The 14,811-nt window shown below is 46.3% G+C and carries 11 protein-coding genes; 3 read left to right on the top strand and 8 right to left on the bottom strand.

Annotated elements, in window-relative coordinates; all coding sequences use genetic code 11:
• Positions 1 to 101: 101 nt before the first annotated feature.
• Positions 102 to 1,442, bottom strand: a complete 1,341-nt coding sequence (locus AB6D06_RS12845; protein WP_372110400.1) for a sigma-54-dependent transcriptional regulator — start codon at positions 1,440 to 1,442, stop codon at positions 102 to 104.
• Between the two features lie 230 nt (positions 1,443 to 1,672).
• On the opposite strand from AB6D06_RS12845, the gene AB6D06_RS12840 reads away from it, so the two are divergent.
• Entirely contained in the window at positions 1,673 to 3,736 is a 2,064-nt protein-coding gene (locus AB6D06_RS12840) for an ATP-binding protein (RefSeq protein ID WP_136975820.1), read from the top strand.
• 119 nt (positions 3,737 to 3,855) lie between these two features.
• Here the strand turns inward: AB6D06_RS12840 and AB6D06_RS12835 are convergent, their stop codons facing one another.
• From AB6D06_RS12835 to AB6D06_RS12810, 6 genes are all read right to left on the bottom strand, one after another.
• A complete protein-coding gene (locus AB6D06_RS12835) occupies positions 3,856 to 6,306 on the bottom strand; it encodes a family 20 glycosylhydrolase (protein WP_372110399.1) in 2,451 nt (816 codons plus the stop codon).
• A gap of 127 nt (positions 6,307 to 6,433) precedes the next feature.
• Positions 6,434 to 7,063 (bottom strand): bifunctional 4-hydroxy-2-oxoglutarate aldolase/2-dehydro-3-deoxy-phosphogluconate aldolase, encoded by a 630-nt coding sequence (locus AB6D06_RS12830; RefSeq protein ID WP_017070148.1) that lies wholly within the window; start codon positions 7,061 to 7,063, stop codon positions 6,434 to 6,436.
• 20 nt (positions 7,064 to 7,083) lie between these two features.
• Complete coding sequence (locus AB6D06_RS12825; protein WP_372099528.1) at positions 7,084 to 8,031, bottom strand: sugar kinase; 948 nt, start codon at positions 8,029 to 8,031, stop codon at positions 7,084 to 7,086.
• A 90-nt stretch (positions 8,032 to 8,121) separates the two neighbouring features.
• The gene (locus AB6D06_RS12820) at positions 8,122 to 9,636 is read right to left on the bottom strand and encodes a sodium:solute symporter family protein (protein ID WP_372099529.1); all 1,515 of its coding nucleotides are present in this window, start codon (positions 9,634 to 9,636) and stop codon (positions 8,122 to 8,124) included.
• A gap of 206 nt (positions 9,637 to 9,842) precedes the next feature.
• The gene (locus AB6D06_RS12815) at positions 9,843 to 10,235 is read right to left on the bottom strand and encodes a RidA family protein (RefSeq protein WP_017065166.1); all 393 of its coding nucleotides are present in this window, start codon (positions 10,233 to 10,235) and stop codon (positions 9,843 to 9,845) included.
• A gap of 103 nt (positions 10,236 to 10,338) precedes the next feature.
• Positions 10,339 to 11,772, bottom strand: coding sequence for an amidohydrolase family protein (locus AB6D06_RS12810; protein WP_017067118.1), 1,434 nt, complete (start codon positions 11,770 to 11,772; stop codon positions 10,339 to 10,341).
• 176 nt (positions 11,773 to 11,948) lie between these two features.
• On the opposite strand from AB6D06_RS12810, the gene AB6D06_RS12805 reads away from it, so the two are divergent.
• On the top strand, positions 11,949 to 13,223 hold the full coding sequence (locus AB6D06_RS12805; RefSeq protein WP_372110395.1) for an amino acid deaminase: 1,275 nt from the start codon (positions 11,949 to 11,951) through the stop codon (positions 13,221 to 13,223).
• Between the two features lie 117 nt (positions 13,224 to 13,340).
• Positions 13,341 to 14,204, top strand: a complete 864-nt coding sequence (locus tag AB6D06_RS12800; RefSeq protein ID WP_065206557.1) for a MurR/RpiR family transcriptional regulator — start codon at positions 13,341 to 13,343, stop codon at positions 14,202 to 14,204.
• On the opposite strand, the gene AB6D06_RS12795 is transcribed toward AB6D06_RS12800, so the two are convergent.
• Positions 14,201 to 14,740, bottom strand: a complete 540-nt coding sequence (locus tag AB6D06_RS12795; protein ID WP_108184970.1) for a hydrolase — start codon at positions 14,738 to 14,740, stop codon at positions 14,201 to 14,203. The genes AB6D06_RS12800 and AB6D06_RS12795 overlap by 4 nt on opposite strands.
• Positions 14,741 to 14,811: the final 71 nt, after the last annotated feature.

The following is a 14,811-nucleotide window of genomic DNA, read 5'->3' as shown; positions in this document are numbered from 1 at the left end:
CTATGTTGCAGTTGTGTGATCAATGTATGTAAATTGATAAATATGCAATGAGCCATTTATTGCTCATTAAAAATCAACAAGCACTGCGATGAAGCCGCTCTCTAAGGGTCAACATAGTCACTTCGATTTAACCCATAACGCACCATCTTTTGGTTCAATGTTCGACGAGGTAAATCCAAATCTTGCATCACGTCATTGATACGCCCTTTATAACGAACTAAGGCATCATGAATCACTTTCCTTTCAAAGCTCTGTACTTGAACCGCCAAAGGGATGCCCGCCGTTGTGGACTCTGTGACAGAATTGGGACGACACGCCAAAATATCCCCAACGGTCAAGCTTTCATCCAATGCAAAACGAATCGCAACATTACGCAGTTCACGCACATTGCCCGGCCACCCATACGAGAGCAGTGCATAGCGATCAGCCTCACTGGCTATACGTGTTTCGGAATTGGCTTCTTGGGTGAAGTGTTCAAACAAAAGTAAGGCATCTTCTTCACGCTCACTGAGTGGAGGCAAATGCAGCTGGGCAACATTCAAACGATAGAATAGATCTTGGCGAAAGTCGGGGTGATTCAGTAGATCGCTTTTCGAGGCAGAGACCACTCGTAGATCAACATGTTGTTGCTGATTCCCCCCCACGCGTTCGACGACATTATCTTGCAAGGTGCGCAGCACTTTTACCTGCATCGACAGCGGCATACTCTCTATTTCATCAAGGAACACTGTGCCTTTGTCGGCAAATTCCAGCTTACCAATGCGTCGTTTGGCCGCACCAGTAAACGCTCCGGCTTCGTGTCCAAACAGCTCGCTTTCAAAGAGATTTTCTGGGATTGCGCCACAGTTGAGCGGAACAAACGGATGGGGTTTACGTTGGCTGAATTCATGTAAGCAAGAGGCGACCAGCTCTTTACCACAACCCGTTTCACCATAGATGATCACGTTGGTGTCTATGGAAGCGACTTTCTGGATTTGCTCGCGCAGTTCACACATCACTTTACTGCGACCGATCAGCACCTGTTCAATGCCCTTAAGGTTATCCAGATAGTTCTTACGACTGTTTCTGTCTTGGCCACTTTGATGTTTATCTACCGCTTCCGATACCGTTTGAGACAGACGCTCTGGGTCGAATGGCTTCTCAATGAAGTCATAGGCACCTTGCTGTAAGGCTTTCACCGCCATATCGACATCACCATGCCCAGTAATCAAAATAACAGGCACATCTGGCACAAGACCTTTGAAACGCCCTAGCAGATCAACACCATCAATATCAGGTAAACGAACATCGGTGATAATGGTTTGAAAATCACCCTGCTCTACGGCGTTTAACGCATCTTGTCCTACTTCAAATGCGGTGACATCGAAGCCCGCCAGCTGCAACCATTGGCTGGTTGCTTGACGCACAATCGCGTCATCTTCAATTAAAGCAATACGCTGCATAGTTTGGTTCCGCCACTCTACATCTGATTAATATCGTCCACGGTATGTAAAAAAACCTCAGACGAAAAGGAGCTAGCTCCCACTTTGAATAACACTCCTTTAACAGTTTAATAATGTTTGTTAGCTTCGATTTGTCTCACTCTCCATTCGCTTAAAAAGCAAACATAAAACCTTGTCAAACCACTAGCTCAAAGAGGCAAGCCACTAATTTTAAAGGGATTTGATCAGAAATGATGAATAACAATCGATATTGGTTATTCCTGTGTACCTGTTTATTGATTGGTTTGGTGCAGGTCACCACCAAGAATGGCATCAGCCAGTGGAAGCTTGAACAAGCCCAACGCTATGCCGAACAGCGCTTCCTTGGCTACATTGCCGAAGCAAGGCGAACCCTTAAGCGTTTCTATTATCTGCCCTACCTAGTAACCAATGATGAAACCAGTGTGCGCTTCATTGATGGTGAAGCCCGCCTAGAAAAACGCATTAAGAAGCAGCTGATTCAATTGGATAAAGCCGCCAACACCAAGGGCTGGTATCTGCTTTCTGGCGAAGGGGACTTGTTGGTATCGAGTGTTGAAAGAAGCAAACTGAGCAATAAGAACGCCAGTACAATTGTTTCGAAGATCCACCAACAAGGTGGTGCGATTTCAGTGGTGACAAAAAACAAAGGCGTGACACCCGATTACTTCATAGCGGCACCCGTATATCGAGCCTCTGATGTGGTTGGCATTGTCGCGGTGCAAATCGATTTGTCATTGTTAACCGATCAATGGTTTGCCGATGGTGAGGCGATACTGTTTCAGAACCCTCGCGATCAGTTCTTTCTCTCCAGTGACAACAGGTTGAGTGCCGATTGGTTCAATGACACCTTCAATTCTCAGCCCACAGCGACAAAACGTGAGCTGTATGACCAAACCCATATTCGCGTGTGGCGATTGCAAGATAAAGATTACCTAATTCAGTCCATCAAGTTAGACGATCTGAATTGGCGTTTAACCTACCTAACGCCATTAACCAGCCTCAACCAGACCACGAACTGGATCAGCTGGAGTGTGGCGGTTGGCTGTCTTTTCATTCTGTTACTGTTGGTTATTCTTTACCAAAGACGCCAGAAAAAGCTCAGCAATCTGAGAATCCAAAAGCTTATCGAAGAGTCTGAGAAACGACTGTCTGGGATGATCAATAAAACCCATGTTGGGTTAATACTGATCGATAAACACGGACGCATTCACGATATCAACCTGATGGCGAAGAACTACTTTTCACTATCTGATTCAATGATCAATAACATCAAGGCGTGGCAGTTATTTGAGGCAGGTAACCCGAATTCAACCACCTTGCAACTGCTCAAAAACTTAGAGCAGCATCAAGAGCTGGCCGAGATAACTAGCGTCGAAACCATGGCAAGACGCAGCGATGGCAGCTACTTCCCTGTTTTATTCTCTATTAGCGCCTTTCCTTGGCATGCGACGACTTACTACCTGTGTACCGTAATCGATATCAGCAAACGTAAGAAAGCCGAAATTGCGGTGCAAAACGCCAATAAAACGCTACAACTGCGGGTCGAAGAGCGAACTCAAGATCTAAAAGATGCGCAGCAAGAACTTGTCGAATCTAGCAAACTGGCTGCACTAGGGCGGATGTCGAGTGCGATTACTCATGAACTCAATCAGCCGCTTACTGGCCTAAAAACCCTACTTTCGAGTAACCAGTTGCTGATGGAAAGAGGCGAGACTAAGATGCTGAAAGCGAACATGGATCTGGTGATGAGCCTAATCGACCGAATGGCTAACATGACTAGCCAGCTGAAGTCATTCGCCTTCCAAAGGCTTGAGAAACCTTATCCTGTTTCCCTAACAGACGCACTGCAAGAAACCCTGCGTATTCATCAAACCGAGCTAGACAGCGTCGATATTCGTGTGCGTATCGCTTCCAATATTTCGATGGTTATGGGAGAAGAAGCACGACTTCGCCAAGTGCTTGGTAACCTGCTTAGAAACGCCATCGATGCTACTCAGAATCAAACACCCGCGACCATTGTTATCAGTGCACATACCGATCAACAACGTGTGATCATCAAGGTGCAAGACAATGGCTGCGGTGTATCAGAAGACCAACTCGAAACCATTTTCGAACCGTTTCATACCAACAAAAAAATGGGCGAAGGTTTGGGGCTGGGGTTAGCTATTACAGCCAACAATGTACGGGATATGCAAGGCACCTTGATAGCAAAGAACAACCCAGACCAAGGCATGACATTCACATTAACGCTGAAGAATATAGATAGTGAGTAGTTACTAACAAAAAGCATTAAATCGCACCACATAAAGAAGACAGAACTAAAAAACCGCCCACAGAGGGCGGTTTTGATTCACTTATTAGCGTATGACTTATCAGTTAATCAGTTCGCGACTTACTCAGCTAGCTGCTTTAACAGTAACTCAGTCGGGCGAACAATCGCGATGATTGATTCATCATAGATTTTCGCCGAATCAGACAGTATCGCTTGGTAGGCATTCACGTCTGCTTCTCTTACTTTCTCGCCTGCTTGTGCTTTAGCAATCAAGGTTAACGCCAAGTCTGCCACTTCAACGGTTTTCTCTGCAACCACCACAGTCTCTACCGAAGATACGTTGCCAACGAAGACAGTTTTAGCCGCTAGTGCAGCCGATTTTGCTTGCTGATAATGCTCAGCAAGTTGCTCAAGCACTTGTTGATTGCCTGTCGCCATGTCATTGACCAAGTCTTGCATCTCATACACGGCGTAGCTTTCCACAGGCAGCGCATCAACGAAGCGGTTTAAGCGCTCGTATTGGCTGTATAAAGTGCCCTTAGGTTCCGTAGAATTCCACTTCTCCCAGTTGCGAGCGTAGTATTGAGCAGGCTCGGTGTATTTAGCTAGCACGCGCAGGTCGTGAATATCTTGGCCTTTTGCAATGCGCTTCAACAACATGTCAGCATCGGCGTGGTGACGTAACCCAACCGACACTTCCGACCATGTATCCATCGCTTTCATGCGCTTATACATGCTTCGTTCGTCGGTCAGTTCTGCATCCGACCAGAAACGTTCTGCAATTGCATAACTGCGAGGCCATAGGTAGTTTTCGACCGTGAGGCTGTCTTTGTTTTCTAGCCACATGGTGATCTCGCCGCCTAAAATCAGCTCTTTTTCTTTGTCGGTTAGCTCCGCGGGGTAGCCTCCGTTTGGCTCAGGGATCACGCTGCCTTCTACATCGCTGCTCGCAATCACTTCGCCTGTGGTTGGCCAGCGCACGTTACCAATTAACTGATAGCTGCCTTCCGCAAACCCATTTGGATTCAAGTTCAGGTTGAATTCGGTATACGACATGAAGTTATCGAAGTGGCCGACAAAGGTTTTACCCGGCACATAATCAAGGATGTAGATCTCTTCACGAGACTTACCGTTGTAATCACTGAACGCGCGGAAAGTACCGTCTTGCGCTTCAATGATAGTCAGTGTTCCCTTACGTGGGCTGCCTTTAGAGCGAGGCTTTTGCCATTGGTAAGTCACAAACTTCTCACCACTGTGCAGCTTATCGTCAACCGTGATGCCGCTTGGCATTGGATCATTGCGATAGTGGTAGCTAGTCGGCTGAGGCTGGTCTAGGTAATAACCCGTAGAAAGAATACCTGGGTAGCCCTCTTTCGCCGCACGACCAATACTGTCGTGCCCTTGCCAGCTTTGAATCACGATCGAAGTCGGCAGATCTTTATGCCAAATCTCATCCCAACCAGTCATCTTCTTACCACGCTCTTCCAGCATCTTCTCAACTTTTACATTGAGGTAAGACTGCAGACCACGCTCGCCATCGATATTGTTCTCTTCAATGAACTGTTGGTGCTTTTCGCTGTTTTTCCACTGCGCGTAATTTGGCTCATCGCCGCCGATATGAAAGTACTCATCAGGGAACAGCTCGGTCACTTCGTCAAACACGTCACCTAGCATCTCATAGACTTCTGGGTTCAGTGGATCCATGAGAGGTTCAAACACGCCCCAGCCTCTTTCTTGCTCGTAGCTTTGCCCTTCACCACCCGACATCAAGCGTGGGTAAGCGTGCGCCACAGAAGAAGAGTGTCCCGGCAGTGAAACTTCTGGAATAACACGAATACCAAGATTACGAGCGTACTCAACTAAGTAACGAACTTGGTCTTTGGTGTAGTAATCACCATCAGTGGTTTCTGACCATAGACGCGGCCAAGATTCCGTTTGAATGCGGATACCTTGATCGTCCCAGAAGTGCCAATGGAACACGTTCATTTTCGCAGAAGCCATCGCATCTAGCTGACGAATCAACACATCAAATTCAATGAAGTGACGCGAGGTATCGTAAGAGACTCCACGCCAACGAAAGCGGGGCTCATCAACAATGGTTACGGCAGGAATATGGTAGCCAGTTGCTGTGGTTTCAACGAGCTGTAAAAGGGTTTCGATGCCGTGAATTGTGCCGTATGGGCTTGGAGAGCTCAGCGTGATTTGTTCGCCCTGAGTCGTAATTTTGTAGGACTCCACAGAATCAATGTTTTGTACTTCAGATTTTGGCGCCGCGTCGATATCAATGATCAGGTTCGCTTCGTCTGCGCTATCAACCTGCCAGTTTAGAATAGGTACACCAGTCTGGCGCTCAAGGCGGTCAATAAAGCGTTTCGCCGTGTATTCAACACGGTCAGAGTTAAAGCCTTTGATGTAAACCTTGAAGTTGCCATCAACCTTAACCTGCCCAGCTTTCAGCTCGACTGTTTGCGGGTACGGCATTAAATTTAGATCGGTACTTGGAGCCATTGCTAACGCCATTGGGGACACTACTGAACCTGAAATCAATAGGGATAATATAGTTTTTTTCATTATTAGTTTTCCTATATAACGGGCGTTCTGTTTTGTTTATCGGAGGCAATTCACAAAACAGAACCATCAACCACTGCTGTTGTTTATCTTTATTTAAAACACTTATCTTTATTCCAAACGCTTCTCGTTAGTTCACAAGAGCGACCGCTTCTCTAACTAACTCCGCGATCTCGTCCCACTGTTCATTCTCGATCATCTTCGGAGATACCATCCAAGTACCGCCACAGCACACCACGCGATCCACGGCTAGGTAGTCATTCACGTTGTGCTTGCCGATACCTCCCGTTGGCATTAAAGACACATCAACGTATGGCGCTAACAGAGATTTCACCATATTGATCCCACCAGACGCTTCTGCTGGGAAGAACTTCAAAAAGTTAAGACCTAGCTCCAACGCTTGCTCTACTTGGCTTGGGTTGTTTACGCCAGGAACGATTGGCATACCGATCTCTTGGCAACGTTTTACTGTGTTGGGATTCAAGCCCGGTGCTACGATGAATTCGCTGCCCGCCTCTTTCGCAAGGTCGATCTGCGCAGGTGTGAGTACTGTACCTGCACCGATACACATCTCTGGGTAGGCATCACGCATCGCACGAATCGAATCCGCTGCCGCTTCGGTACGGAACGTCACTTCTGCGACTGGCAGGCCGTTTTCTACTAACACTTTTGCTAGTGGAATCGCATGTTCCACCTTGTTGATTTGAATAACAGGGATAACTTTGAACTGCTTAAGTGTGTTGATCATTTCTTGAGACATAATAAATTCGCTTTGTTTTTCTATTTTTTAATTAAGTGATTCATAGCGCTTACCGGGATGATCGCGCCTGAGTATTGAATAACGGTAGAAGCCAGTTGGTGACCCAGTTCAGCTGCATCATTGGTGCTCTCACCTGTAAGACGCGCAGCTAAATAACCCGCAGCGAATGAATCGCCCGCAGCGCAGGTGTCGACCACGTTAGAAACACGAGTCGCGGATACATAACTCTCAACAACATCGCCTTGTTCAACTTGAACAATCTTGCATGGCTCACAGCCACGTTTGATGACGATCTCTTGGCAGCCTAAGCGAAGGCAGCGTTGTTGAACGCTCTCGCCATTGCCCCAAACCAGCAGGTCGTCGTCTTCGGTAATCAGTGCAATGTCGACCAATGGTAGTAACTTGGCGTACCAATGCTGAGCTTGTTCAGTCGTCCAAAGTTGCGGGCGATAGTTGTTATCAAAAATCAGCTTTCCGCCTTGATTTGAGAACACACCAATGGCTTTCAACAGACGTTCACGTGAGGTGTCATCTAAAATCGCGATACTGATACCGCTGATGTAAACCGCGTCGACTTGTTTCTCTGTCAGCGCGATTTCAAGCTTATTCAGGTCGTCAGTTTGAAAGTAAGATTTTACTGCCGCGTCATTGCGCCAATAGTGGAAATGTCGCTCACCCGTTTCGTCCGTTTCTACCATGTACAAACCGGGCAACTTGTTTGGAATACGTTCAACGAAATTGGTTTGAATGCCTTCTAGCTGCCAACTATCAATCATGTTTTGAGACAGTTCATCGCTACCCAAACCAGTCGCGTAATGAACAGACAGGTTTTGATGTTGGGTTAAGCGAGAAAGGTAAAGCGCGGTATTGAGCGTGTCACCGCCAAATTTTTTGGTTAATGGAGAGCCGCTTATTTCGACCATACATTCGCCGAAGAAAGCAATATTGAAATGAGAAGATGCAGGCATAGCCGATCCTAAAATAGAGAGATATATGTGGGAGAAGGCCCTGCCACTAAGCAGGACCTGAATTAAGCAAACCAGTTGTGGAGACTAGGTTTAGCTTGTTTGATTTGCAGGACGTTGAGGTGCCGCTTCTTCTTCAAGTACGCCAGTCTCAGACATTTCCATCTCCATCAGAGCACGCTCGTCATCAAGAATCGCTTTTGCCATTTCAGGTGTTACTTGGTTAGCCGGAGTCACTAGGCTCACAACCACACCTGCCGTTAGAGCAAACAGACATGATGGGATAACTGGGTTGCCCCAGAAGGCTGTGTAGTCAGCGTTTAACATTACTACGAATGAAGCTACAGAAGCACCCGCTAGTGTTGCAAGCGCACCTTGCCAGTTGTAGCGTTTCCAGAATTTACCCAACATACCGCACACAAACATGCCCGACATAACCGTTGAAATCATCTTAGTGATGTAGCCAATGATGTCGTTTGACGTCAGTGCGAACAGTAGTGCGAAGCCAATCACCACAACCAAAGCTAGACGAGAGTAGTTCAACATTGATTCTTTGTTTGGTACGCGGCCTGTGAACATCACGTACACGTCACGCAGTAGGATAGATACACCGGCAATCGCATCTGAGCTTGCACTCGACATGGTTGCAGATAGACCTGCGATAAGAACAATCATGCCTACGCCAACTGGAAGAACCGTTGCAGCTACGTATGGGAACGAGTAGTTCGGGTTATCCAGCGTTGGGTCAATAGCGTGTGCCGCCATACCTATGATTGCTGGAATAATAGAGAAGAAAAGGTACAACACACCAGAAGCGACAAATGAGCGACGGATAGTTGAAACATCTTTACCAGAGTAGATACGCTGACGGAATGAAGGTGTTGCAAGTACGCCCACACCGATAACCACAGCCAGAGAAACAGCAGGCAGAATGCCCAGTTTATCGATTGCTAAAAAGCTTGTAGCAGCAGGGTCCATCGCAGCGTAAAGGTTATCCATGCCACCAATGTGATCAACAGACATTACCGCCATTAGGATGAAGCCAGCAAAAAGGATGATTGCTTGAATCGTATCGGTCCATACAACTGCTGTGTAACCACCGATAACAACGTAGATAGTGAAAGCTGCAGCAATAATAATTTTCGCAAGGTTAAGGTCGATGTCTGCAATCCACGCTAGGTACATGCCGCCACCTAGAATGTGCGCACCTAACCAACCGATTGACGCGATAAAGATAAGTAGGCCAACCACGTTTTTTACGATTCGGTTAGCGCCAACGTAATAAGCCAGCTCTTCACTCATGGTCATGAAGTTCAGTTTACGAACCGGAGCAAACCAAAGTGCAAGCAATAGGATGCCGACAGCACCGCCAATTCCGTACAGCGCACCTGCCCAGCCATTTGCGTAGCCGAAGCCAACCGCGCCCATACTTGAACCCGTGCCGACCATAGTCGCAACCGTTGTACCAAGTACTAAGAATAATGGCAGGCCACGGCCGCCTAATAAGAAATCTTCGCCAGATTTTTGATTACGCGAGACAAACCAGCCTAACCAAATTAGAAAACATACGTACACGCCGAAGCCTGTAAGAAAAAGTGTGCTGTTCATTTGACACCTCTCAGTGAAATATTGAGTTCATTCTTGAACTTTATTTATGATTCATTCATTTTTATATTTCATATAATTACTTTATTGATTTTATCTATTTTAATTAAAGTAATTTTTATAAATGTAGGGTGAGAGTATTAAAGGATAATAACAGGGATGACTAACCCCTAATACTCTCTAAGTAGGTAATTGTGATTAGGTTATTACTAAACGCGATCCGCGCGGTAGCAAGTCACATCTACTTCAACCTTCACGTCTACAACTAGGTCGCAAACCATGCAGATACGAGCCGGTGGGTTAGCACCGAAGAACTCTTTGAATACCTTATTAAAAGATTGGAAGTAACGAGAATCCGTTAGCACAACCTTTACGTGCATTACGTCTTCTAGGCCGTAGCCCGCTTCAGTCATGATATCGACACAGTTTTGGATCGCTAGGCGAGACTGGTCAACAATGCCACCCTCTACCACTTCACCATCTGTCATCGGTGTCTGGCCAGAAACGTATAGGAAACCACCCGCTTCAGTTGCGCGTGCAAATGGTAAATGTTGTCCGCCTGTACCTGTACCGCCTTCAACACCGTAACGTTTAATAGTCATTTTTTAACTCCACTTCTTTATAGATAATATTGGTTCTGTTCCAATATATTTAAATTAATTCGTCGTTTTCTTATTACTGTATATCTAATAAAATAATTAAATTCTAATTACGGTAAATAAAAACGCCTGAACGATTATTTTTCACTTTTCCTTTTTGGTAAGTTAACTCACCATTTACAAATACACTTTCGATTCCCTCAGCAACTGACATAGGATTTTCAAATGTTGCTGTGTCTTTAATATTCTTTGGATCAAATAAAACTAAATCGGCAAATGCGTCTTGGCGAATCTCACCTCTTCCCGCGAGGTTGTAGCGCTTCGCAGACATTCCGGTCATTTTGTGAATCGCTTCTGGCAGCGCAAACAGTTTTTCATCTCGGCAGTAGTGGCCTAAGACTTTCGGGAAAGTGCCCCACAATCTTGGATGTGGATGCGGGTCATTTGGTAAACCATCAGAACCAACCATGGTCAGCTTGTATTTCAATACGCGCTTTACGTCGTTCTCATCCATGCAGTGGTAAACCGCACCGGCTGGTTGAAGCGCTTTTGCTGCGTCCATCAGTGGTAGGTTCATCTCATCAGCAATCTGCTTAAGCGTTTTGCCTGCATGTTCAGGCTTTGCTTTAGACCAAGTGATGAAGATGTCGAAATCGTCTGTCACCTGTTTCAGATCTAATGTCGAAGAGCTCGCTGAGTATGGATAGCAGTCGCAAGACACATCTTGGTGCTCTGAAACCTTGTCCATCAAATCAAGCACTTCAACAGTTCTGCCCCAGTTGCCTGCACCTGCACATTTAAGGTGAGAGATAACAACCGGTACTTTCGCGTATTGGCCTGTCTCAAACGCCTCTTCCATCGCGCTTAAGATCTCTTCAAATTCGGTACGCATATGCGTGGTATAGATGCCGCCATGGCTAGACAGCACTTTGGCTAACTGCATCACCTCATTCGCGTTGGCTTGCTTCGCACTTGCGTAAGCCAAACCAGAACTCAAGCCTAATGCGCCCTGCTCCATTGCTAAATCAAGGTTGCTTTGCATTGCTGCAATTTCTTCTTCGCTTGCGGTGCGTTGTAGGTCGTCCATCACTTGGTTACGCAGTGTGGTGTGGCCAACTAACGCTGCTACGTTCACCGCTGGTTGCGCCTGCTCCACTGCTTGTGCATACGCGGCAAAGGTTGGGTATTTGAAATCAACCTGCGCGCCTAAAAGGTTCATTGGGTCTGGTGGGTCGCCGGCCAAAACTGTAGGTGATGCACTGATACCGCAGTTACCAACAATCACGGTTGTCACACCTTGGCTGATCTTTGGTAGGCAGTCAGGGTAACGAATAACATTGGTATCGTCGTGTGTGTGTACATCGATGAATCCAGGAGCCAATGCTAAGCCTGCTCCCTCAACCAACTGGCTGCAATCTTCATGATCGATTTTGCCAATTTCGGCGATTTTTCCATCTCGGATTGCTACATCGGCACAAAACGATTGTTCGCCGGTGCCATCAAACACCTCTACATTTTTAATTATCGTATCGAACAACATTTCTCACTCTCTCAATCCACTTTGTTGATGGAGCTATATTAGAAATCCAGCCGATTATTTTCAGTGACAAAACACACATAATATTTTAATTTGCGTGATAGTTTCTATCACAAAACACATTACAGATATATTTAAACATTAAATAACAACCACTTAAATCATGTTAGGAATCAGCAATGAAACATAACCCTGCACAAAAAGATGTTATAAAGTATCAAAAAGATAGTTTCATCTTGACTGAAAAAGGCCAAAAAGGGAGAGCTGTATCACAATCTGAGAACGGTGTTTATCGACTGGTTGATGAAGACATTTCGCTTCCGGTAGCAATTATCAAACAATCAGCGTTGACCAATAACCTGAATTGGATGCAATCATTCGCCGATCATCATCAGGTTAAATTGTCGCCACATGGCAAAACATCGATGACGCCTGATTTCTTCCGTCAACAGCTAGAAAATGGCGCTTGGGGAATTACCGTTGCGACACCTGCACAAGCAGAAATTGCAGCAATGGCAGGCGCAAAAAGAATCATCATGGCTAACCAATTGGTAGGTAAAACCAACATGGCGATCATCGAACAGCTTATTAGTGAGTTCGACGTTGATTTCTATTGCTGTGTGGATTCATCGGTAAACGTGCAGCAACTCAACCAATACTTCGCCAACAAAAAGCAGACGCTAAAAGCTCTAATCGAGTTTGGTGTTCCGGGTGGCCGTTGTGGTTGTCGTTCACCTCAAGAAGTTTTAGAACTGGCTCAAACCATTCAAGATACGCCTGCACTTTCGCTAGCGGGTATTGAGGTGTATGAGGGCGTGATTCATGGCGACAATGCCGAGCAAGACATTCGTACCTTCTTAAATCAGGCGCTCACTTCGGTCGAAAGCCTCGCGTCAGATGGCTTAATTGTAGGGCAACCGATCATCACTGGCGCAGGTTCTGCTTGGTACGATGTGGTTGCAGAATGTTTGGCGAACCTAACCGATTACTTAGCGATCATCCGCCCGGGCTGTTATGCCATTCACGACACAGGTATTTATCTAGACGCTCAAAGCAAGGTGTTGCAACGCGCCGAGGTAAACCAAGGCTACGCGTGCGAATTGGGGGGTGATTTAGAATCGGCGCTTGAGGTGTGGGCTTATGTTATCTCTCGTCCTGAGCCAACCAAGTTAGTGGTTGGGCTAGGCAAGCGTGATGTGGCCTTTGATGCAGGTTTACCGATTGCCGAGCGCGGCTATCGCAATGGTGAAGCTATATCAGTGAAAGGCTTAACCTCTACTGCGGTGATGGATCAGCATACCTTTGTTGAAACTGACGGTTCTTCTGAGATTGAAGTGGGCGACATGATTGCTTTCTCCACCTCACATCCGTGTTTAACCTTCGACAAATGGCGCTACATTGCCATCAGCGATGACGACCATCAGGTAACAAACTGGGTGGAAACCTGTTTCTAAATCGAATTCTCGATAAGCTAGAATCAGCGAAACAATAAGATATACTAACGGGGCTAAGCTTTAGCGACCAATGACTAGGTATTAGCAAATAGCCCCATCAACAAAGGATCAGGATTCTTGAGTTTAGAAGTAGATATCATTTCACAGATTACGGAGCGTTTTCCCGTACTTCGTGATGCAGAGAAAAAAGTCGCCAAGCTGATCATGGACGACATTGATTTTGCTGCCAATGCCAGCATTACAGAACTTGCTGAGGGTGCTCAAGTCAGTGAAGCCACCATCACACGTTTTGCTAAAGCGATCGGCTGTAACAACGTGCGTGATATGAAGATCAAGCTTGCTCAGACACTAACCGTTGGCCAGCGCTTTATCCTCGAGCCTGTTGACCAAACGGGTTATCAAGGTATCTACGAATCGATCAAGCAGAGCCTAGACATCAACCGCACTCTGTTCAAAGAGCAAGACGTTGAAACCGCAGTCAGCTGGCTGCATAACGCCAGACAGATCATTGCTATTGGTATGGGTGGTGGTTCAACCATTGCTTCTCAAGAGCTGCAACATAGACTGTTTCGTTTGGGCTATCCAGTGGTGTCGTACAACGATGGCTTGATGTCACGTATGGTTGCAGCCACGGCAGATGCTAATGACGTAATGGTGATGATTTCAGCGACAGGCTTTACGCCCGTGATCACTGAAACTGCCGAGCTAGCCAAGCAGTACGGACTTAAGATTATCGCTATTACCCCACAAGACACACCGCTAGCAAAAATTGCGGATATCTTGTTACCAATCAAACATATGGAAACCGACTTCATCTACAAGCCATCAGCATCTCGCTACGCAATGCTGGCGTTGGTGGATGTGCTTTCAATGGGTATGGCAGTCAATCACAAGAACCGTTCGCGCGACAAACTACGTCGCTTGAAAGTTGCGCTCGATTCCTACCGAGGCGGTGGCGATAGACAGCCTCTCGGTGATTAACGAATCAAGGATAGAATGGACTTAAATTCTGGTGCGCGGCAGTCCTTTACCAGTTCATATAAGCTCATTTCCAATCCTGTGATTTGGATACCAGCATCCGTTAATCGGCGGATTGCCAGATCCTTGTTGAGCGCCGTTCTTGAACTAATACAGTCGCCAACTACCTGAACATTGTACCCAAGTTCCAACAACCCCATTGTGGTTTGATAAACACAAATGTGAGCCTCAATACCACACACTAACCAAGTATCCACGTCCTTGGCTTGCACCGCCTCAACAAACTTAGGCTCATCACACGCGTTGAAAGTGAATTTGGGTATCGGCTTAGCATCACTCAATAGGTCATTCAGTTCGTCGACCGTAGCACCTAACTTTTGTGGGTTCTGCTCCAAGCTAATAATTGGCAACCCCAAAATCTGCGCTCCTTGAGCTAACTTTCCGCAATTAGCAATCAGCGTATCGCTCTCATCAACAAGGCGTGCGAGCTTGCCTTGTACGTCCACAACCACCAAACCTGTGTTTTGTTTCGTTAGCATGTTTATTCCTTGTTTTAAACAGCCTGACTCACTAAGCAACCTGATGTGTATTTTTTCTACTATGTAACGAT

The sequence above is a fragment of the Vibrio sp. 10N.239.311.G01 genome (assembly GCF_041465805.1).
In the GTDB taxonomy this organism is placed as follows: Bacteria; Pseudomonadota; Gammaproteobacteria; order Enterobacterales; family Vibrionaceae; genus Vibrio; species Vibrio crassostreae_C.
Note: the sequence above shows the minus strand (reverse complement) of the source record. Positions and strands in the feature narration are given on the sequence as shown.